Here is a 19,012-nt window from a genome sequence, read left to right on the forward strand (position 1 = left end):
GGATGAAACTCCCCTAGAACTGGAGGGACTTGGTCTGGAGGTACTCGGTCAGGCCGTGCGTGCCGAGTTCGCGGCCGACGCCCGACTGCTTGTAGCCGCCGAAGGGGGCGAGCGGGTTGAAGCGGCCGCCGTTGATGTCGACCTGCCCCGTGTCCATCCGGCGGGCGAAGGCCACCGCCTCCGTCTCGTCCCCCGCCCACACGGCGCCCGCGAGGCCGTAGACCGTGCCGTTGGCGATCCGCAGGGCGTCCGCCTCGTCCTCGTACCGCAGGATCGACAGGACCGGGCCGAAGATCTCCTCCTGGGCGATGGCCATCTCGGGCGTCACGTCGGCGAAGACGGTGGGGCTGACGAAGTAGCCCCCCTCACGGGGCGCCTCCGGGCCGCCCGCGACGAGACGCGCCCCCTCGGCCACACCCTTCTCGATGTAGCCGCGCACCCGTTCCTGCTGCCTGGCGCTCACCACCGGGCCGATGCGCTCGCCGTACTTCGCGGCGGCGGCCGCGGCCAGCTCCACCGCCTCGTCGTACTGGTCGCGGTGCACCAGCATCCGCGTCCAGGCGCTGCACGTCTGCCCGGAGTTGGACATGACGTTGGCGACGCCGACGCCCACCGCCTTGGCCAGGTCGGCGCTCGGCAGGATGACGTTGGCGGACTTGCCGCCGAGCTCCAGGGCGACCTTCTTGATCGCCGCCCCGGCGACCGCGCCGATCTGCCGGCCGACGGCCGTGGAACCGGTGAAGGAGACCAGGTCGACGCCGGGGTGCTCGGCGAGCGCCTGGCCCGCGACCGGGCCGAGACCCGTGACCAGGTTGAAGACGCCCGCCGGGACGCCCGCTTCGTGCACGGCCTCGGCGAAGAGCTGGGCGACGAGCGGGGTGTCCTCGGCGGGCTTCAGGACGACCGTGCAGCCGGCGGCCAGCGCCGGGGCGGCCTTGGCGACGACCTGGTGGAGCGGGTAGTTCCAGGGCGTGATGGCACCGACCACGCCGATGGGCTCGTGATGAACGGTCGAGTTGCCGACCTTCTCCTCGAAGGCGTACGTCGCGGCCAGCTCGGCGTACGAACCCGCGACGGCGATGGGCACCGCCGCGTGGACCGCCTCCGAGAACTTCAGCGGCGAGCCGAGTTCGGCGGTGACCGTCTCGGCGATCTCGTCCTTGCGGGCCACGAGGGCGTCCCGCAGGGCGTCCAGGCGATCGGCCCGCTCGGCGGGCGGCGTCGCGGCCCAGCCCGGGAGGGCGGCGCGGGCGGCCCGTACGGCCGTGTCGATGTCGAGGGCGGTGCCGGCCGGGACCCGGCCGATGACCTGCTCGTCGGCCGGGTTCACGACCTCGATCACGTCCCCGCCCGCGGCGGGGCGCCACGCGCCGTCGATGTACATGCCGTCGTGTGCCTTCATGGTGCGTTCCCTCCGCGGCGGGCGTCCGGCTGTCGTCGTCCGATTCACAAACTAGCGGTGTTAGTTTTTGTGCGCCAGACGCCACCCATGAGATCAGAAGCACGTGCGGCTGGGCAGCGCCCTATAGAGGCGCGGCGAACTGCGCGAACAGCCCCAACGGCGCCGCACCCGAAAGACGACCCACCGCGGCGCTACCCCCTCACGGCCCTCCCGGCGGAGCGTCGTCGTCCAGGTCCGGAAGCCTCGCCGGAGCCGGGCAAATACGCTCGCCGTGCTGGTCGAAGACGAACAGGTGGGCGAGGTCCACGAGGAGCGGGACGTGCATGCCGTGCCGGAGTTCGAAGTCGGGCGTGGTGCGCACGATGAGGTCGCCGGGCAGGCGGCCCTCGGGCGGGGCCGGGTCGGGCGCGGCGTCGGCCCCATGCTCCAGCGTCACCACCGGCCCGGCACGCAGGGCGCCCGCGCGGCTGCGGAGCCGGTCCAGCACCGTCCCGCTGTCACGGCGGCGGCGCCGGGCGCGGGGGACGGGGCGCGGGGCCTCCAGATCGGGGACGACGGCCGGGCTGGAGCCGGTGTTGAAGTGGACGAGGACCTCGTGCCCCTGGAACTCCACATGCTCGACCAGGCCGGTGATGTGCACCTCGCCGGGACGGGCGGCGGAGCGCTCGGCGATGCGGACCGCCTCCGAGCGCAGGCCCACGATGACCTCGCGGCCCTGCTGCACACGGAGCAACTGATGGTCCAGCGACAGGGGTTCGGGCAGCCGGAGGTACTGCTTGCCGAGGCTGATGGTCATCGCCCCGTCGAGCGGGGCGCGGACGACGCCGCGCAGGAGGTTGATGCGGGGTGTGCCGATGAAGGCGGCGACGAAGACGTTGCGGGGCAGCGCGTACACCGAGCGCGGGGTGCCGACCTGCTGGAGGACGCCGCCGCGCAGGACGGCCACCCGGTCGCCGAGCGACATCGCCTCGGCCTGGTCGTGGGTGACGTAGACCGTGGTGACACCCAGCTTCCGGGTGAGTCCGGAGATCTCGGCGCGCAGGTGGTTGCGGAGCTTGGCGTCGAGGTTGGACAGCGGCTCGTCCATCAGGAACGCGGTGGGGTGGCGGGCGATGGCCCGGCCCATGGCGACGCGCTGGCGTTCGCCGCCGGACAGCTGCGCGGGGAAGCGGTCGAGGAGGTCCTCGATGCCCAGCATGCGGGCGGTGGCGTCCACGCGGGGGCCCGGGTCCGCGCCGGGTGCCTCGATGCGCAGCGGGAAGCCGATGTTGTCGCGGCTGGTCATGCTCGGGTAGAGGGCGAAGTTCTGGAAGACCATGGCCATGTGCCGTCCGGCGGGCAGCAGGTCGTTGGCGTACTCGCCGTCCAGCAGCAGCTCCCCCTCGTCGATCTCCTCCAGACCGGCGATCATTCTGAGGACGGTGGACTTGCCGCAGCCGGACGGCCCGAGGAGGACCAGGAACTCGCCGGCTTCGATGTCCAGCGAGAGGCGGTCCACCACGCGGACGCCTCGGGTGTAGGACTTGCTCACGTCGTGCAGGGAGATGGCGCGTGTCATGACTGCTGCCCCCGGGGGCCTCCGGAGCGCCGCTGCTCCGTGTGTCCGAAGACCCCGTGCGGGTCGTACGGGGTCCGTGAGTCACGGAAGTTAACGGAAAGTGCCGGGGGTGGGGAAGACATCGGTCACTTCGTCAGGGTCATCCGTCACTTCGTCTCGGTCCTCGGTCACTTCGTCGCGGTCCTCGGTCACTTCGTCGCGGTCAGATGGGCGAAGACCACCACGTTGCTGGTGTACCCGGTCCGCCGGTCGAAGAGGCCGCCGCAGGTGATCACGCGCAGTTCGGGGCGCCGGGTGGGGCCGTAGACCTCCTTGTCGGGGAAGTTCGCCTTGTCGAAGACCTTGACCCGGTCCACGGTGTAGACGGCGGTACGGCCGTCCGCGCGCCGTGCCTCGATCTTCTTGCCGCGCTTCACCGAGGCGAGCCCGGCGAAGACGGCCGGGCCGATCCGGGTGTCGCGGTGGCCCACGGCGATCGCGGCGCCGGGTTCGCCGGGCGTGGGGCCGTTCCGGTACCAGCCGATGATCTTCGGGTCGTCGACCGGCGGGGTCTCCAGCTCCCCTTCCCCCGTGAGTCCGATGCCGGTGATCGGGGCGTCGATGCCCAGCGACGGGATGCGTACGGACGTCGGACGGGATCGCGGCAGCGGGCGGGGCGGAGGGGTGGGCTCGGCGGAGTGGGCCCGGCCGGCGGCCACGGTGTCCGGGCCGTGGGGTCCGGCCGGTGCGATCGCGTCACGGTGCCCCTCGCACCGGACCACCACCGTCACCAGGGTGACCAGCAGCGCCGTCCTGGTGAGGCGGTAGGCGCGGGTCCGGTACCAGGGCCTGCGTCTGCGCCTACGCGGCACCATCGGGCTGCCGGCGGTTCCTCCGGACGTACACGGCGCCGCCGACGGCCGTCAGGCCCACCACCCCCGCGCCCGCGACCGGTGCGTACGCGGCCGCGGTGTCGATGAGGCCGCCACCGCCCGCGTGCACGCCTCCCCGCGGACCGTGGTCGCCGCGTCCCCAGCCCTCGTCGTTGTCCCCGTGGTCCTCGATGCGCCCCTCAGGACCGTGCCTTCCCTCGCGCTTGTCTCCGCACTTGACGCGGAAGAGCTTTCGCTTGGTGTTGGTGACGTCCACGGTCCAGGTGATCATGTACTGCCCGTCCGCCAGGCCCAGCAGGTCGGTGTGCCCGGCCCCCCCGGCGAGCTGGATGGTGCCGGTGACGGTGGCGGCGCTGGGCAGCGGAGGCTGCGGCGTGATGGTGTACTCGATCGTGGTGAGGGAGTCGAAGTTGACGGCGTCGAGGTAGAACCGGCAGACCACCGCCTCGTCGTCCGGGGTTCCGTAGGGCATTCCCTCGCCGTGGATCCTGATGTCGCCGTTCGCCTGGGCCGTCGCGGTCGGCGCCGCCACCCACGACGCGCCCGCCGCGACGAGGGCCGTGAGGACGACGGTGGCGCCCGCACGGGCGCGGAACGTACGTGAGGGTGTCAGGGTCGGCATGCGCGCTCCTCTGATTCAGACGATTTTCATACAAATCGTTCTTTCGCCTGACTCTCCGTCACACGCACTGCGACTCGCCGTACCGAGGCCCGGCGCGTCGTCAAAGTTCGCTCGTCCGGCGGAACCGCGAGCGCTTCGGCCGCTCCCGCGCGCCCGTTCCGGGTCCTTCCGGCCGCTTCGGCGTCCGTACGGCGACGCCCGCCGACACCAGCAGCAACGCCCCCAGCATCAGGAACGGCGCCGCCACCCCCGCGAGTCCCGCGACCAGGCCCGCCGACGCCGGCGCGGCGACCTGGCCCAGACGATTGCCGGTCAGCCGCAGGGCGAGGGCGGTGGAGCGGGCGCCCTCGGGGGCCGCCTGGACGACCGTCGTCATGGACAGCGGCTGGCCGACGCCGAGGCAGAACCCCAGCACCGCCAGCATCAGGGCCAGCACCCACACCGGCACCGGCAGCGCGATCCCGGCGCACAGCAGGGCCGCCAGCAGACAGGTCACCGTCAGCAGCAGGGTGCGGCCGAGCAGCCGCAGCAGGGGCGTCAGGACCAGGCGGCACGCGATGGTGGCCGCCGCGCGCAGGCTCAGCAGGAGGCCGATGACGGACGGGGCGATGCCCCGGTGCTCGCCGACCACCGGGAGGTAGGCGGTGAGGATGTCGGTCGCGGACAGCACGGCGAGGCTGATGAGGATGCCGGCGGGCACGCCTCGGGCCCGCAGGATGCGCCGTACGGGGACCCGTTCGCCCTGCTCCTGACGGGACTTGGCCGTCGTACGGCTCTCTATGCGCCACAGCGAGGTGAGCGCGACCGCCCCGCCCGCGCCCGCCACCAGCAGGGCGAGGGCGCTGGTGCCCGCCATGTCCCGGCCGCCGATCAGCGCGCCCGCGGCGATCGGGCCGACCAGCTGACCGAGGGAGGCACCGATGGTGAAGTGGCCGAAGTTGCGGTCCTGTTCGTGCGGGGCGGACTGGCGGGCGACGAGCGACTGGGCGCCGATGACGAAGCAGAGGTGGCCGAGGCCCATCACGCCGCTCCAGACGGCCATCGCCCACAGGGAGTCCGCCACACCGCTCATCGCGCAGCCACCGGAGATCAGCACGACTCCGGCGGGCAGGAGGGGAGCGCACCGGCCGTGGTCGGTGCGGCGGCCCAGCGGGACGGCGACGAAGAGCGGGAGCAGGGCGTACACACCCGCGATCACGCCGACCGCCCGCTCGTCCGCGCCCAGCGCGAGGGCCCGGTAGGACACGGCGGGCCGGGCCATCGACACCGCCCCCTGCGCGAAGCTGAAGGCGATGACGAGGCGGAGCAGCCAGCCGCGGTTCCCACCGGGCCTCATGGAGGTGACCTCCTTCGAGGGTTCGGATGATCAAGACCGGATGATCAAGGTCAGATGATGCCGAAGAGAATCCCTGCCCCGAGGACCACCAGGGATGTGAGCGCGGCCCACTTGACCACGAACTTCGTGTGGTCGCCGAACTCGACCTTCGCCATGCCCACCAGGACGTAGACGGCCGGCACGAGCGGGCTCGACATGTGCAGCGGCTGGCCGATGAGCGAGGCGCGGGCGATCTCCAGCGAGGAGACGCCGTGGGCGTGGCCGGCTTCGGCGAGCACCGGGAGGATGCCGAAGTAGAAGCCGTCGTTGGACATGAAGTACGTGAAGGGGATGCTCAGCAGACCGGTCGTGAGCGCCATGTGCGGGCCCATGCCGTCGGGGATGTTGCCCACGACCCACTTGGCCATGTGGTCGACCATGCCGGTGCCCTGCAGGACGCCGGTGAAGACCGCGGCGGCGAAGACCATGCCGGAGACGTTGAGGACGTTCTCGGCGTGGGCGCCGAGGCGGGCCTTCTGGTCGGGCATGTGCGGGAAGTTGACGGTGAGCGCCAGGGCCGCGCCGAGCAGGAACAGCACCGGGATCGGCAGCCACTCCATGATCATGGCGGTGAGCAGGGCGACCGTGAGCAGCGCGTTGAACCAGTAGAGCCTGGGGCGCAGGGTCGGCCGGTTCGGGTCGAGGACCTGCATGCCCTCCTCGGGCTCGTCCTCCGCCTCGGGGGCGTCGGTGCCGGAGCCCGCGCCGCCCGTGGCGCCCTTGCGCATGGAGACCTTGCCGTCACCGGAGCCGCCGGCACCGGCACCGACCAGGACCGTCTCGGACTCCGTCTCCTCGGCCTCCTCCACCAGGACCTCGTCCAGCGTCAGCACACCGAGCCGCTTGCGCTCGCGGCGGCCGAGGACGTACGAGAGCGCGAAGACGAACAGCAGGCCGACGGCGAGGGCCGGGATCATCGGCACGAAGATGTCGCTGGCGTCCAGCTTCAGCGCGGTGGCGGCACGGGCGGTCGGACCGCCCCAGGGCAGGGTGTTCATCACGCCGTTGGCCATGGCGGCGACACCGGTCATCACGACCAGGCTCATCTTCAGGCGCTTGTACAGGGGGTACATCGCCGAGACGGTGATCATGAAGGTGGTCGAGCCGTCGCCGTCGAGCGACACGATGGCCGCGAGGACGGCGGTGCCGACGACGATGCGCAGCGGGTCGGCCTTGCAGAACTTCAGGATGCCTCGAACGATCGGGTCGAAGAGGCCGACATCGATCATCACACCGAAGTAGACGATCGCGAACATCAGCATCGCCGCGGTGGGCGCGAGACTGGTGACTCCGTCGATGACGTAGTCACCGAGCTTGGCGCCCTTGCCGACGAACACACAGAAAAGTGCGGGGATCAGCACGAGCGCCGCGATCGGCGACATCTTCTTCATCATGATCAGGACCAGGAAGGTCGCGATCATGGCGAAGCCGAGAATGGTCAGCATGAGTGGATACCTAACGTTCGCCCTTGAACATCCCAACGGGGGCCGGGGGTGCGATGACGTTAGGTCTCTTTAAGTGGCGTTAACAAGACGTTGACGTGCGAGCAATAAGCGCAAAACTGCTGGTCAGAGCTTTGCGCTGCTCACAGGGCCGACGCGATGGCGAGATTTACCGGTATGCCGTTGAGGACCGCGTTGCCCGACAGGGGGTCGAGCAGGCTGCCGTCGAGGAGCTGGTTGACGTTGACGCCGGGCTCTTTCCGCGCATGGCTCAGCCGGGTGCCCGGCCGGTCGTGCCCCCAGCCGTGCGGCAGGCTGACGACGCCCGGACGCACGCTGTCGGTGACCTCGGCGGGGGCGGTGACCTCTCCCCCGGCGCCCTTGACCCGCACGGGCGCCCCGTCCCGCACGCCGAGCCGTTCGGCGTCGTCCGGGTGGATGTGCAGGGTGCAGCGGTTGGTCCCGCCGGTGAGGGCGGGCACGTTGTGCATCCAGCTGTTGTTGGAGCGCAGATGCCGGCGGCCCACGAGGACGATCCCGTCGGGACGCTCGTGCAGGGCCTGCCTCAGGCGCGGAAGGTCGTCCGCGATCGGCTGCGGCAGCAGTTCGACCTTGCCGCTGGCCGTCTTCAGCGGCTGCGGCAGCCGACGGGCGAGCGGGCCGAGGTCGATGCCGTGCGGATGCGCGAGCAGCTTCTGGAGGGTCAGTCCGTCGGGTCGGGCGCCGAAGCCGTCGCCGTACGGGCCCAGGCGCAGCATCATGTCGAGACGCCGCTCGGGGCCGGTGTCACCGGTGAGCTGTGCGGCGAGTTCCTTCGGGTCGCGGCCGTGCACCGGGGAGTGCGGCTCCTTGACCGCCTTGCCGAGGGTCTGATCGACGACCAGCGTGTCGACGGCGGCCGGGTCCGCGCCGTGCATGCCGGTGGCCGCCAGGACGAGCCGGGCCAGGATCTCGGTCTCGGCCCTGCGGCCGGGCTCCAGCGGGACGGCGGGGCGGCTGTAGCGGACCTGGTTGCGTACGGCGAGGGTGTTGAAGGCGAAGTCGTGGTGCGGGCTCTGCGACGGCGGGGGCGGCGGCAGTACGACGTGGGCGTGGCGCGAGGTCTCGTTGAGGTAGGGGTCGACGCTGACCATGAAGTCGAGCGAGCCGAGCGCCTTGTCGAGCCGGTCGCCGTCGGGCACCGACAGCACGGGGTTGGCGGCGACGGCGATCACCGCCCGGATCGGCTCGCCCCCCTCGGTCGCGGTGTCGATCTCCTCGGCGAGCGCGGAGATCGGCAGCTCGCCCTTGGCCTCGGGGTGCTTGCTCACCCGGGAGTGCCAGCGCCCCAGCGCGAAGCCGTGCCCGGGTCCGGCCGGGCGGGGCGTCCTGTCGGTGGCCGCCTGCGGGAAGAGGGCGCCGCCGGGGCGGTCGAGGTTGCCGGTCAGGATGTTCAGTACGTCGACCAGCCAGCTGGCGAGGGTGCCGTGCGGGACGGTGCAGCTGCCGATACGGGCGTAGACCGCAGCCGTGGGCGCGGCGGCGAGCTCGCGGGCGAGGGTGCGGATCAGGGCGGCCTCGACGTCACAGGCCCCGGCGACGGCCTCGGGGGTGAAGTCCCGTACCGCGTCCCGGAGTTCGTCCAGCCCCTTCAGGTGCGGGGTCAGCTCGCCCGGCGCCACGAGGTCTTCCTCGAACAGGACGTACGCCATCGCGGCGAGCAGCAGCGCATCGGTGCCGGGCCGGATCGCGAGGTGCCGGTCGGCGAGCCTGGCGGTGCGGGTGCGGCGCGGGTCGATGACGGTGAGGGTGCCGCCGCGGGCCTTGAGCGCCTTCAGCTTGCCGGGGAAGTCGGGCGCGGTGCACAGGCTGCCGTTGGACTCCAGCGGGTTGGCGCCGATCAGCAGCAGGTGGTCGGTGTGGTCGAGGTCCGGTACGGGGATCGCGTTGGCGTCGCCGTAGAGCAGTCCGCTGGAGACGTGCTTGGGCATCTGGTCGACCGTGGACGCGGTGAAGAGGCTGCGGGTGCCGAGGCCGGCGATCAGGACCGGCGGGTACAGGGCGCCGGCCATGGTGTGGACGTTGGGGTTGCCCAGGACGACACCGACGGCGTTCGGCCCGTACCGCTCGACGACCGGGCGGATCCCGGCGGCGACCGCGTCGAAGGCCTCCTCCCAGGTGGCCTCGCGCAGCTCGCCGTCCTTGCGGACGAGCGGCGTGCGCAGCCGGTCGGGGTCGCCGTCGACGGCGCCGAAGGAGGCACCCTTGGGGCAGATGAACCCCTTGCTGAACACGTCGTCGCGGTCGCCGCGGGCGCCGGTGACCTCGGTTCCCTCGATGGTGAGGGTCAGGCCGCAGGTGGCCTCGCACAGGGGGCAGATGCGCAGTGCGGTGCGGGACACGGGTCCTCCCGGGATGGCGACGGCGTTGACGCGCGGACTCGGCCGAGCATACCGACCGGTATGCACGGAGGGGAGTCCCTGCCGGGGACGAGGTCGGAAATTCGCGGGCCGTCAGTCGAGCCCGTCAGTCGAGCCCGTCAGTCGAGAACGCGCGCCAGATACGCCCGCAGCATCTCCCGGGCCTCCTCGATGATCCGCTCGTCCCCCTCCGGCGCGACCCGGAAGGCCAGGTGGACCAGGGTGTCGGCGGTCTCGACGGCGATCAGGAAGACGCGGCGCAGATCGTCGTCCGGCTCCCGGTCGAGGTAGCCGGAGAGAAGCTCGGTGAGGCGGTCGGCGACGCGGTGGTTGGGCTCGGCGCGGGTGCCGACCGGGATCTGGTTGCCGAAGTCGACGAGCGAGAAGCCGGGCGCGGTGCGCTTCATGGCGAGGTACTCGTCGAGCACGGCGTCCATGGCCGTGCGCCAGCCTCCGTCCTCGGCCCCCTTGAGGCGCTCGGCGATCCGGGCGGTGTAGCGCTCGAGGTTGCGCTGGGCGAGGGCGTCGGCCATCTCCCGCTTGTTGCCGAAGAAGCGGTAGACGGAGCCGATGGGGACGCCGGCACGCTGGGCCACGGCCCGGGTGCTCAGGTCGTCGTAGCCGACCTCGTCGAGGAGGTCGGCGCACGCGTCGAGAATCCTGGTGAGCCGTTCGGCGCTGCGCCGCTGCACGGGCGCCCGGCGGAGCGATGCGGGATGGGGCACGGTCTTCATGATGCCTTTCCGGCTCGGTCCGGTGAACCTTGACCCCCTGTACGGAAGCCGGCACCCGGGGCGCTCAGTGCCGGGGAGGACGGTGTCGGCGTCGGCGTCCGGGTCGTCTCCGCCTCCGATGCCGTGATGGCGGCCGTGCTCTCGACGGGTTGGCCGTCCACCGCCCACACCGTGCCGTCGTCGGCGTACAGCCGGACGGTGACCTGGTGCGTGCCGCGCGGGACGAGGCCGGGAGCGAGGCGGTAGGCGGGGGTGCGGAGCCTGGTGACGAGACGCTCGTCCACGAAGAGGTGCGCGAGTCCGCGGCCGGCCACCGCCTGCGCCTTGCTGCCCGCGGGCGAGAAGCGGAAGTCGCGCAGGGTCAGCGTCACGTCCCAGCTGCCGTCGCCGTCCGGGTCCGGCTGCACCTCGATGCCGACCCCGGGGGCGTCGTCCTCGTCCACCTCGCGGTAGTGCCGCCCCTCGCCGTCGGTGTCGTCGAGGACCTTGCCCACCGGGGAGGGCGACAGCCCGTCCTCGCCCTGTTGCCGCGCACCATCGGAGCCGCAGCCCGCGGTTCCGGTCAGCAGCAGGACACAGACCGCGAGCGCGGCGAGCAGGCTCCGCATCCACGACATGCCCGGGAGACTAGAACACCGGTCCGACAGCCGGATCCCCCTGAAGTCTGGTTCCGGGTCGTCCCCGCAGAGGAGATCCGGCCGCTCTCTTGCGTGCGGACAACCGCAATCCTACGGTGAAGCATAGGAATCAGATATCGAGGGAGCGATCATGAGCGATGGGGGTACCTCCCGCGCGAGCGTGTTCGAGCGTGGGGGAGCACGCAAGACCGCCGAGGGGCTGACCTACCTCTCCGGTTTCGGCAACGAGCACAGCTCGGAGGCGGTGCCCGGCGCCCTGCCCGAGGGCCGCAACTCACCCCAGCGCGCCCCGCTGGGGCTGTACGCGGAGCAGCTGAGCGGTACGGCGTTCACCGAGCCGCGGGCCCACAACCGGCGCTCGTGGCTGTACCGCATCCGCCCGTCGGCCGCCCACCCGGCGTTCACCCGCACGGACAACGGCGCGATCCGCACGGCCCCCTTCACGGAGTCCGTGCCGGACCCGAACCGCCTGCGCTGGAACCCCCTGCCCGAACCCGCACCCGGGACCGACTTCCTCGCCGGCCTGTGGACCCTGGGCGGCAACGGCGACGCCACGCAGCGCACCGGAATGGCCGTGCACCTGTACCACGCCAACGCCTCCATGGACCGCGTCTTCAGCGACGCGGACGGAGAGCTGCTGATCGTGCCGGAGCGCGGCGGGCTGCTGCTGCGTACGGAGTTCGGACTGCTGCATGTGGAGCCCTCATATGTGGCGCTGATTCCTCGTGGGGTGCGCTTCCGTGTGGAGCTGTTGGATGACTCCGCCCGGGGTTATGTGTGCGAGAACTACGGGGCGCCCTTCCACCTCCCCGACCTCGGCCCGATCGGCGCCAACGGTCTCGCGAACGCCCGGGACTTCATGGCGCCGGTCGCCGCGTACGAGGACACCGAAGGCCCCGTGGAGGTGGTGAACAAGTTCTGCGGCAACCTGTGGACGGCCACCTATGACCACTCCCCCCTCGACGTGGTCGCCTGGCACGGCAACCATGTGCCGTACGTCTACGATCTGCGCCGTTTCAATGTGATCGGCACCATCTCCTACGACCACCCCGACCCGTCGATCTTCACGGTGCTGACGTCCCCGTCGGACACCCCGGGCCTGGCGGGCGTCGACTTCGTGGTCTTCGCGCCCCGCTGGCTGGTGGGCGAGGACACGTTCCGGCCGCCGTACTTCCACCGGAATGTGATGAGCGAGTACATGGGCCTCATCGAGGGCGCCTACGACGCCAAGGCGGAGGGCTTCGTGCCGGGCGGCGGCTCGCTGCACAACATGATGTCGGCGCACGGCCCGGACCGGGAGACGTTCGACAGGGCGAGCGCCGCCGAGCTGAGGCCGCAGAAGATCGACGACGGCCTGGCGTTCATGTTCGAGACGCGCTGGCCGGTGACGCTGACGCCGCACGCGGCCCGCGCCGAGCACCTGCAACAGGGCTACGACGACGTCTGGCAGGGCCTGGAGCGGCACTTCCGCCCCTTGCACTGAAGATTCCTGACAGGTACGGATGGCCCGTGACCTCCTTCGCCCCGGACTCGATCGTCCTGAACCGCAAGCTGCCGCTCTGGTACCAGGTGTCGCAGTCGCTGCGCGCCTCGATACTGGGCCGCCGGCCGCAGGACCCGCTGCGCCTGCCCACCGAGGAGCAGCTGGCCGGGCACTACGGCGTGAGCGTGCTGACCATGCGGCAGGCGCTGAAGGAGCTGGAGGACGAGGGCCTGATCACGCGCCACCGCAGACGCGGCACGTTCATCGAGCCGGACGCCCGCCGGGGCGCCCCCGTGCGGCTGCTCGGCTCGGTGGACGCGATCGTGGCCCAGCAGTCCGGCATGACGACCGAGCTGCTGGACCACGGCCACGCACCGGTCCCGGCCGAACTCACCGAGTACTTCCCGGACCTCGACGAGGTGGCGACGTACCACCGCCTGCGCAGCGACGAGAAGACCGGCGAGCCGACCAACCACGCCCGCAACCACGTCCGGCCCGAACTCGCCGCCCGCATCGACCTGGACGACCTGGTCCGCTGGCCGATGACCAAGGTGCTGCGGGATGTCGTCGGGGCGGACATCAGCCGCATCACGGACACGGTGGAGGCGCGCCTGGCGGATCCGGAGACGGCACGGCTGCTCCAAGTCCCGCTGCTGAGCCCGATCCTGCACTACACGGGTGTGACGTACGACATGGAGGGGCGGGTGCTGGACGCGGTGGTCATCCACTACCGGGGCGACCGTTTCTCCTTCACGGTGACGCTGGAGGCCAACTGACCCGGCTGTCGTCACCAGGTCGTACGATGCCCAGCGTGACGCACGACGACGCTCCGCTGCTGGCGGACCTCATGCCGTGGTCCGTCGCACCGCCGCGGCTCGGCCGGGGGTGGCCGACGGGCCCCGACGCGGCGTCCCTGAAGGCCCGCTGGGACGCCTTCGTGAAGGCCGAGGGCCCGGACCGGGAGGCCCTGCTGGAGCCGACGCGCTCCCGCACGCTGCACTCGGCGGTCGGCCAGCTGCCCGGCCGGTCGACCGGCACGGAGAAGCTGGTCCGCGCCTCGGGCCCCTGCCCCGATCCGGTACGCGTCCTGCACGCCCCCTTCGACGAACAGTGGCTGATCCCGGACCACCGCCTGATCGACGCGGCCCGCCCCGAGCTGTGGCGGGTGGCGGACGAGCACCAGGTCTTCGTCCTGGAGGCGCCGGAGTCCCCCCTGCTGGCGACCTCACTGCTCCCGCTGGTCCGGCCGGGCCGCGTCCGCCCGCTGTACCGCCGCCCGGGCGGCACGGAGCCCAACCTGGCGCCGGGCCTCCTGGAGCACCTCCGCGACCGGCTGGGCACACCCGTCGAGCCGCTGGACGTCCTCGCCTGGACGCTGACGGCCGTACGCCCGGACCTCACCGTCCCCCTCACCGCCGACCCCGGACTCTGGTCCCGCGGCGTGGAGTCGGGCCACCGCACCCTGTGGCTGATGCGGCGCAACGGCGACCGCCCGAAGCTGCCCGGCGGCCGCCGCCCGTACGTCCGCGCACCCCTCCCCTCCCGTCCGCTCACCCTCGACTACGACCGCGACGAGGAAGCCCTGCTGCTGGGCGAGGGCCGCATCTCACCGGTCCCGCCTCAGGCCTGGGACTTCGAGGTGGCCGGCGTTCGGGTCCTTCAGCAGTGGTTCACCGCCCGCGTCACGGAGCCCGAGCCGGGCACCCTCGCGGCGATCCGCCCGGCGACCTGGCCGCAGGCATGGACCTCGGAACTGCTGGAGCTGATCACGGTCCTGGCCTTGCTGGCGGAACTCCAGCCGTTCGACCAGCAGTTGACGTCCGCCATCACGGCCGCCGACCTCCGAAAGGCCGGGGTTCTGCCGGTCCCGGAGTCGGCCCGCAGGCCGGCCTCGGTGCTGGACGGGCACGAGGAGGGGCCGGAAGGGCAGCTCGCGCTGATCTGAGGCGCAACGCGCCCCCGATTCAACGCCGGTCCGGGTCGAAGGCGTCCAGCACCCTTTCGAGCGCCCGCCGGAACACCGCCTCCAGATCGATCGGCCCGCTGTTCTCCATGAAGGCCGCGGCCAGTCGCGGATAGGCGCCGGTGGCGACCTGGCTGCCGAGGTAGGCGATGCGGACCGCGTTCTCCTCCTCCTCGGACCAGGGCATGGAACGGGTGCGCTCGGCGGTGGCGATCTCGTTCGCGGTGTACGTCGTCACGACGCCGTTGAGCAGCGCGACCAGCTCCATCTTCACGCTGTACGGCACGTCGAGCGGTTCGAGACAGGCCAGGCAGTGCTCCAGGTAGCGCAGGGTGTTGGGGCTGAAGCCGTACACCCCTGACATCAGCCTCGGCACCCAGGTGTGCCGGTGCATGATGGCGCGGGTCTCCAGCGCGTTGCGGACCATGTCGGCGCGCCAGTCACCCGAGGGTTCGCGGATCTCGTGCTCGGCGCCCACCGCGTCGATCATCAGCTCGTACAGGTCCTCCTTGCGGGGGACGTAGTTGTACAGCGACATGGTCCCGCAGCCCAGCTCGGCCGCGACATGACGCATGGACACGGCGTCCAGCCCGCCGGCGTCGGCGACGCGCACCGCCGCGGCCGCGATGTCCGCACGCGTGAACGCGGGCCTGGGACCCCGCCCGGTCCGCTCGGGACGCGCCCAGATCACTTGGGGTTCGGCCGCCTTGCCCGCCATCGATCATCACCTCGGCCACCATCCTAGTTACGTACAGCGTACGTAGTGCGCTATGGTCGACCCATGACTTCTACGTACGCTGTACTTAGTGAAGGTCTGGAGAAGCGCTTCGGCGAGGTCCGCGCCCTGCGCGGGCTGGATCTGGCCGTCGCACAGGGCACCGTCTGCGGGCTCCTCGGCCCCAATGGCGCGGGCAAGACGACGGCCGTACGCCTGCTGACGACCCTGCTGCGCCCGGACGCCGGCTCGGCCCGCATCGCCGGGCACGACCTGCTGCGGGAGCCGGCCGCCGTCCGCCGCCGCATCGGCGTCACCGGTCAGTACGCCTCCGTCGACGGCGATCTCACCGGCCGCGAGAACCTCCGGCTGTTCGCCCGGCTGCACCGGGTGCGCGGGCCGGCCGAGCGGGCCGGCGAGCTGCTGGACCGCTTCGGGCTGACCGAGGCGGCCGACCGGCCGGCGTCCACGTACTCGGGCGGGATGCGGCGCCGCCTCGACCTCGCGGCGAGCCTCGTCCGCCGCCCCGACGTGCTGTTCCTGGACGAGCCCACCACCGGCCTCGACCCGGCCAGCCGCAACCGGATCTGGGACGCCGTACGGGAGCTGACCGCCGACGGCACGACCGTGCTGCTGACCACGCAGTATCTGGAGGAGGCCGACCAACTCGCCGACAGCATCGCGCTGGTGGACCGGGGCCGGGTCGCGCACACGGGGTCGCCCAGCCAGTTCAAGGCGGTGATCGGCGCGCATGTCGAGGTCGTCGTCACCGACGCCGACGTCATGGCGAAGGCGGCGGCCGTACTCGATCAACTCACCGGCGCCGAACCGTCGTTCGACCATGAGCGGCACGCCGTGGGCGCGGTCACCCGGGACCTGACGCTCACCCTCCCCCGCCTGGTGCGCGAACTCGACGCGGCGGGCGTGCCGTTGCTCGACGTACGACTCGAACCACCGTCTCTCGACGATGTGTTCCTGCGACTCACCGAGGAGCGTGCGGCATGAACGCGCTGGCGTACGACGGCGGGGCGATGCTGGGCCGGCAGCTGCGACGCATCCGGAACAACCCGGGGCTGCTCATCCTGACCCAGACCATGCCGATCACCATGCTGCTGTTCTTCGGCTATGTCTTCGGCAGCGCGCTGGCGATGCCCGGCACGGAGTACCGCTCCTTCCTCGTCCCCGGGCTACTGGTGGCGACCGCCGCCAACGGGCTCATGACCGGCATGTTCCAGGCCGCCCAGGACACGCACCGGGGTGTGACGGACCGCTTCCGGACGCTGCCGATGAGCCGGGCCGCCGTACCGCTGGGGCAGGCGGCCGCCGACCTGGTGGTGACGGCCGCGGGTACGGTGCCGTTCCTGCTGGTGGGGCTCGCGGTGGGCTGGCGGATGGAGGGGTCCGTGCTCGAAGCGGCGGGCGCCTTGGGCCTGTTGCTGCTGTTCCGGTTCGCGACGGCCTGGGTCGGGATCTTCCTCGGGCTGCTCACCCGCAACGAGGAGGCAGCCGGTCAGCTGGGCGGGGCGACCTTCATGCTGCCGCTGCTGTCCAACGCGTACATCCCGACCGACGGTCTGCCGGGCTGGCTGCGCACGCTCGCCGAGTGGAATCCGATCAGCGCGGTCACCACGGCCCTGCGGGACCTCTTCGGCAACGCACCCGTGCCGGACGGGGCCGCCTGGCCGGTCGCCCACCCGGTCGCCGGGTCGCTGGCGTGGTGCGTGGTACTGCTGGCGGTGTTCGCACCGCTCGCCGTACGGCGGTACGCGCGCGGCGAGCGGTGAAGCCGGAAGGCCGACGGGAGTTGGGGGACGTGCCCGCGCCCGGGTAGCACTCCGCGGCGCCGCCGCGTGCCGTGGGGATGACGGCGGCGGCGACGCGGTACGGCGCCGGAGACGGTGAGAGCTGACGGGCGCGGGCCTGGAAGTCGTTCGAAGAACGCCGGTACGAGTCAGCGCCCGCCGAACAGCGAACGGCGGAGCCGACGCAGCGGGGCGAAGAGCGAGACGCGGCGAACGCGGGCACCGCGGTCGCTGCGCTCGTGCGTGGTGTCACGAGTGGTCAGTTCACGCATCAGCGAGGTCGCTTCGGCCGCCTCCGTCTGCGGTACGGCGGGGCCTGCCAGCACCGAGAGATGGCGGTCGAGGCGCGAACTGGTCGCGCTGCTCCCGCAGGTGATCGCAGGGACCCTGGCCCTGCTGCGCACTGTTATCTGATCCATGTCACTCCCCACCCGTACGAGTCCACCCGGCCCGGGCAGGTTAACCCTATCGCCCCGGTGGGGCACGCGTGTATCGCGGTCACAGGATTCACCTTCCCCGTAAGGGTGTTGACGACTCGTCCGCGATTACTCTCCGAATCCAACCGATTTCAGGGCGAGTTGGACAACGGGCTGGCTGGTGGGCTGCGGTGAGCCCCCGTCCGGCTCGACGGTCACAGCCAGTGACGTCGCCGACTTGTCGAGATCGGACGCGACCAAGGGCGTGTCGCCGTCGAAAAGCCCGAGGGAGCGCGGTTGCACGTCGGGGCGCATGGCCCAGAGCTGGTGCACTCGGCCGCTCGGCAGCTCGTCGTATCCGCTCAGAGTGACGACGGCGCGCCCCTCCGAAACGGAGGCGACCACTCCGATGGTGCGGCCCTGAGCGTCCTCGCCGGCGGTCGCCCGGGCGTCGGGTGCCGCCAGAACGTTAGCGATCTCACGTGACCGGTCCCGCTGGGCGTCCAGCTGATCCTGCGTCTTGTTCGCCTGGACGGCGAAGAGGGAGGCGACGACGAGGGCCGCGGCGGCCGTGGCCGTGGCGAACGGCACCAGCAGCGGGCGCGGCCTCGTCGCCCGGGAACGCGGCGGCGGCTGGGTGCCCCACACATGCGGCGGCAACTGCGGCGCACGTGCGTGTGCCGCCTCCCGCCCGGCGGGCTCCTGCGCAGTCGTCCGTACGGCGGCCAGGACCCGGTCGCGCATCGCGGCCGGTGCCGGGGCGGCGGTCGACCAGGCGAGGCGGACGGCGTCCTCCGACAGGGCCCGCACCTCGGCGGCACAGCCGTCACAGGTCTTCAGATGCTTCTCGAAGCGGATCCGCTCGGCGGGTTCCAGGGCGTCGAGGGCGTAGGGCGCGGCAAGGGAGTGCAGGTCCCCGCGCCGCAGCAGACGGTCGACGAAGCTCACGCCACACCTCCCAGACACTTGCGCAGCTGGGTGAGTCCGTCGCGCATACGGGTCTTGACCGTGCCCAGCGGCAGGGAGAGCCGCTCGGCCACTTCACGGTACGTGTAGCCCTCGTAGTAGGCGAGGGTGACGGACTGGCGCTGCAGCGCGGTGAGGCGGTCGAGGCAGCGGCGCACCCACTCCCGCTCGAGGCCTGCCTCGACCTCCTCGGCGACATGGTCGAAGGCCGGGTGGTTCGCGCGCATCGCCTCGCGCTGCTCGCGCTCGCCGGCCGCGCGGGCGCTGCGCACCCGGTCGACGGCGCGGCGGTGGGCCAGCGTGAGGACCCAGGACAGGGCGCTGCCCCGGCCGGGGTCGAACCTCGCGGCGGACCGCCACAGTTCGAGCAGCACTTCCTGGGCCACCTCCTCGGACTGGGCGGGGTCGCGCACCACGCGTCGTACCAGCCCGTACACCGGCCCGGAGACCAGCCCGTACAGATCTTCGAACGCCTTCTGGTCACCGCCCGCCACGAGCACCAGCAGCTCGTCCGCCTCCAACTCGTCTCCCCCTCCGGCCAGACCGCAGCGCGGCCGTCTTGTCCCACGAGGCATTCGCAACGAACCCACCTCCGGATGGGGTTACGGATCAGCGCGCCGAAAAC

General features: G+C 71.7%; 18 protein-coding genes. 5 read left to right on the forward strand and 13 right to left on the reverse strand.

Features of this window, described 5'->3' with window-relative positions:
• Positions 1-13: 13 nt before the first annotated feature.
• The 9 genes from ACIBU0_RS36600 to ACIBU0_RS36640 all read right to left on the reverse strand — a co-directional run bounded on the left by ACIBU0_RS36600 (position 14) and on the right by ACIBU0_RS36640 (position 11,021).
• The gene (locus tag ACIBU0_RS36600) at positions 14-1,402 is read right to left on the reverse strand and encodes an aldehyde dehydrogenase family protein (protein ID WP_398827358.1); all 1,389 of its coding nucleotides are present in this window, start codon (positions 1,400-1,402) and stop codon (positions 14-16) included.
• Positions 1,403-1,601: 199 nt separating this feature from the next.
• Positions 1,602-2,960 carry an ABC transporter ATP-binding protein gene (locus ACIBU0_RS36605; protein ID WP_398827360.1) on the reverse strand — a complete coding sequence of 453 codons (1,359 nt, stop codon included), beginning with the start codon at positions 2,958-2,960 and terminating at the stop codon, positions 1,602-1,604.
• A 188-nt stretch (positions 2,961-3,148) separates the two neighbouring features.
• A complete protein-coding gene (locus ACIBU0_RS36610; protein WP_398827362.1) occupies positions 3,149-3,814 on the reverse strand; it encodes a class F sortase in 666 nt (221 codons plus the stop codon).
• On the reverse strand, positions 3,801-4,454 hold the full coding sequence (locus ACIBU0_RS36615; protein WP_398827364.1) for a hypothetical protein: 654 nt from the start codon (positions 4,452-4,454) through the stop codon (positions 3,801-3,803). Before ACIBU0_RS36615 ends, ACIBU0_RS36610 begins: the two co-directional genes overlap by 14 nt.
• Before the next feature lie 100 nt (positions 4,455-4,554).
• Positions 4,555-5,790: an MFS transporter gene (locus ACIBU0_RS36620; protein WP_398827366.1), complete on the reverse strand. Its 1,236-nt coding sequence runs from the start codon at positions 5,788-5,790 to the stop codon at positions 4,555-4,557.
• Between the two features lie 50 nt (positions 5,791-5,840).
• Positions 5,841-7,274, reverse strand: coding sequence for a CitMHS family transporter (locus tag ACIBU0_RS36625; protein ID WP_398827368.1), 1,434 nt, complete (start codon positions 7,272-7,274; stop codon positions 5,841-5,843).
• 140 nt (positions 7,275-7,414) lie between these two features.
• Positions 7,415-9,652: a molybdopterin oxidoreductase family protein gene (locus tag ACIBU0_RS36630; RefSeq protein WP_398827370.1), complete on the reverse strand. Its 2,238-nt coding sequence runs from the start codon at positions 9,650-9,652 to the stop codon at positions 7,415-7,417.
• A gap of 137 nt (positions 9,653-9,789) precedes the next feature.
• Positions 9,790-10,404 (reverse strand): TetR family transcriptional regulator, encoded by a 615-nt coding sequence (locus tag ACIBU0_RS36635; RefSeq protein WP_398827372.1) that lies wholly within the window; start codon positions 10,402-10,404, stop codon positions 9,790-9,792.
• On the reverse strand, positions 10,401-11,021 hold the full coding sequence (locus ACIBU0_RS36640; protein ID WP_398827373.1) for a hypothetical protein: 621 nt from the start codon (positions 11,019-11,021) through the stop codon (positions 10,401-10,403). The genes ACIBU0_RS36635 and ACIBU0_RS36640 overlap by 4 nt, the downstream gene beginning before the upstream one ends.
• 151 nt (positions 11,022-11,172) lie before the next feature.
• Here ACIBU0_RS36640 and hmgA point away from each other — a divergent pair, with 151 nt between their 5' ends.
• From hmgA to ACIBU0_RS36655, 3 genes are read left to right on the forward strand one after another with little or no spacing between them, the layout of a single operon-like run.
• Entirely contained in the window at positions 11,173-12,525 is a 1,353-nt protein-coding gene (hmgA, locus tag ACIBU0_RS36645) for a homogentisate 1,2-dioxygenase (RefSeq protein ID WP_398827375.1), read from the forward strand.
• A 26-nt stretch (positions 12,526-12,551) separates the two neighbouring features.
• Positions 12,552-13,301, forward strand: a complete 750-nt coding sequence (locus tag ACIBU0_RS36650) for a GntR family transcriptional regulator (RefSeq protein ID WP_398827377.1) — start codon at positions 12,552-12,554, stop codon at positions 13,299-13,301.
• A 26-nt stretch (positions 13,302-13,327) separates the two neighbouring features.
• The gene (locus ACIBU0_RS36655; protein WP_398827379.1) at positions 13,328-14,470 is read left to right on the forward strand and encodes a type ISP restriction/modification enzyme; all 1,143 of its coding nucleotides are present in this window, start codon (positions 13,328-13,330) and stop codon (positions 14,468-14,470) included.
• Positions 14,471-14,489: 19 nt separating this feature from the next.
• Here ACIBU0_RS36655 and ACIBU0_RS36660 read toward each other — a convergent pair whose 3' ends face one another.
• Positions 14,490-15,206, reverse strand: a complete 717-nt coding sequence (locus ACIBU0_RS36660) for a TetR/AcrR family transcriptional regulator C-terminal domain-containing protein (RefSeq protein WP_398827381.1) — start codon at positions 15,204-15,206, stop codon at positions 14,490-14,492.
• A gap of 63 nt (positions 15,207-15,269) precedes the next feature.
• Here ACIBU0_RS36660 and ACIBU0_RS36665 point away from each other — a divergent pair, with 63 nt between their 5' ends.
• Together ACIBU0_RS36665 and ACIBU0_RS36670 are read left to right on the forward strand one after the other, a co-directional pair.
• Entirely contained in the window at positions 15,270-16,208 is a 939-nt protein-coding gene (locus tag ACIBU0_RS36665; protein WP_398827383.1) for an ATP-binding cassette domain-containing protein, read from the forward strand.
• Positions 16,205-16,987, forward strand: a complete 783-nt coding sequence (locus ACIBU0_RS36670) for an ABC transporter permease (RefSeq protein WP_398827385.1) — start codon at positions 16,205-16,207, stop codon at positions 16,985-16,987. The genes ACIBU0_RS36665 and ACIBU0_RS36670 overlap by 4 nt, the downstream gene beginning before the upstream one ends.
• A 167-nt stretch (positions 16,988-17,154) precedes the next feature.
• Here the strand turns inward: ACIBU0_RS36670 and ACIBU0_RS36675 are convergent, their stop codons facing one another.
• The 3 genes from ACIBU0_RS36675 to ACIBU0_RS36685 all read right to left on the reverse strand — a co-directional run bounded on the left by ACIBU0_RS36675 (position 17,155) and on the right by ACIBU0_RS36685 (position 18,908).
• A complete protein-coding gene (locus ACIBU0_RS36675; protein WP_398827387.1) occupies positions 17,155-17,424 on the reverse strand; it encodes a hypothetical protein in 270 nt (89 codons plus the stop codon).
• Between the two features lie 126 nt (positions 17,425-17,550).
• Entirely contained in the window at positions 17,551-18,369 is an 819-nt protein-coding gene (locus ACIBU0_RS36680) for an anti-sigma factor domain-containing protein (protein ID WP_398827389.1), read from the reverse strand.
• A complete protein-coding gene (locus tag ACIBU0_RS36685; protein ID WP_398827391.1) occupies positions 18,366-18,908 on the reverse strand; it encodes a sigma-70 family RNA polymerase sigma factor in 543 nt (180 codons plus the stop codon). The genes ACIBU0_RS36680 and ACIBU0_RS36685 overlap by 4 nt, the downstream gene beginning before the upstream one ends.
• Positions 18,909-19,012 lie beyond the last annotated feature (104 nt).

The sequence above is a fragment of the Streptomyces sp. NPDC049627 genome, assembly GCF_044465645.1.
Classification (GTDB): domain Bacteria; phylum Actinomycetota; class Actinomycetes; order Streptomycetales; family Streptomycetaceae; genus Streptomyces.

What these genes read in the sequence shown, in the direction of transcription:
- ACIBU0_RS36600 (WP_398827358.1), bottom strand. Translation starts at nt 1,402, where the DNA reads ATGAAGGCACACGACGGCATGTACATCGACGGCGCGTGGCGCCCCGCC.
- ACIBU0_RS36605 (WP_398827360.1), bottom strand. Translation starts at nt 2,960, where the DNA reads ATGACACGCGCCATCTCCCTGCACGACGTGAGCAAGTCCTACACCCGA.
- ACIBU0_RS36610 (WP_398827362.1), bottom strand. Translation starts at nt 3,814, where the DNA reads ATGGTGCCGCGTAGGCGCAGACGCAGGCCCTGGTACCGGACCCGCGCC.
- ACIBU0_RS36615 (WP_398827364.1), bottom strand. Translation starts at nt 4,454, where the DNA reads ATGCCGACCCTGACACCCTCACGTACGTTCCGCGCCCGTGCGGGCGCC.
- ACIBU0_RS36620 (WP_398827366.1), bottom strand. Translation starts at nt 5,790, where the DNA reads ATGAGGCCCGGTGGGAACCGCGGCTGGCTGCTCCGCCTCGTCATCGCC.
- ACIBU0_RS36625 (WP_398827368.1), bottom strand. Translation starts at nt 7,274, where the DNA reads ATGCTGACCATTCTCGGCTTCGCCATGATCGCGACCTTCCTGGTCCTG.
- ACIBU0_RS36635 (WP_398827372.1), bottom strand. Translation starts at nt 10,404, where the DNA reads ATGAAGACCGTGCCCCATCCCGCATCGCTCCGCCGGGCGCCCGTGCAG.
- ACIBU0_RS36640 (WP_398827373.1), bottom strand. Translation starts at nt 11,021, where the DNA reads ATGTCGTGGATGCGGAGCCTGCTCGCCGCGCTCGCGGTCTGTGTCCTG.
- hmgA (WP_398827375.1), top strand. Translation starts at nt 11,173, where the DNA reads ATGAGCGATGGGGGTACCTCCCGCGCGAGCGTGTTCGAGCGTGGGGGA.
- ACIBU0_RS36655 (WP_398827379.1), top strand. Translation starts at nt 13,328, where the DNA reads ATGCCCAGCGTGACGCACGACGACGCTCCGCTGCTGGCGGACCTCATG.
- ACIBU0_RS36660 (WP_398827381.1), bottom strand. Translation starts at nt 15,206, where the DNA reads ATGGCGGGCAAGGCGGCCGAACCCCAAGTGATCTGGGCGCGTCCCGAG.
- ACIBU0_RS36665 (WP_398827383.1), top strand. Translation starts at nt 15,270, where the DNA reads ATGACTTCTACGTACGCTGTACTTAGTGAAGGTCTGGAGAAGCGCTTC.
- ACIBU0_RS36670 (WP_398827385.1), top strand. Translation starts at nt 16,205, where the DNA reads ATGAACGCGCTGGCGTACGACGGCGGGGCGATGCTGGGCCGGCAGCTG.
- ACIBU0_RS36675 (WP_398827387.1), bottom strand. Translation starts at nt 17,424, where the DNA reads ATGGATCAGATAACAGTGCGCAGCAGGGCCAGGGTCCCTGCGATCACC.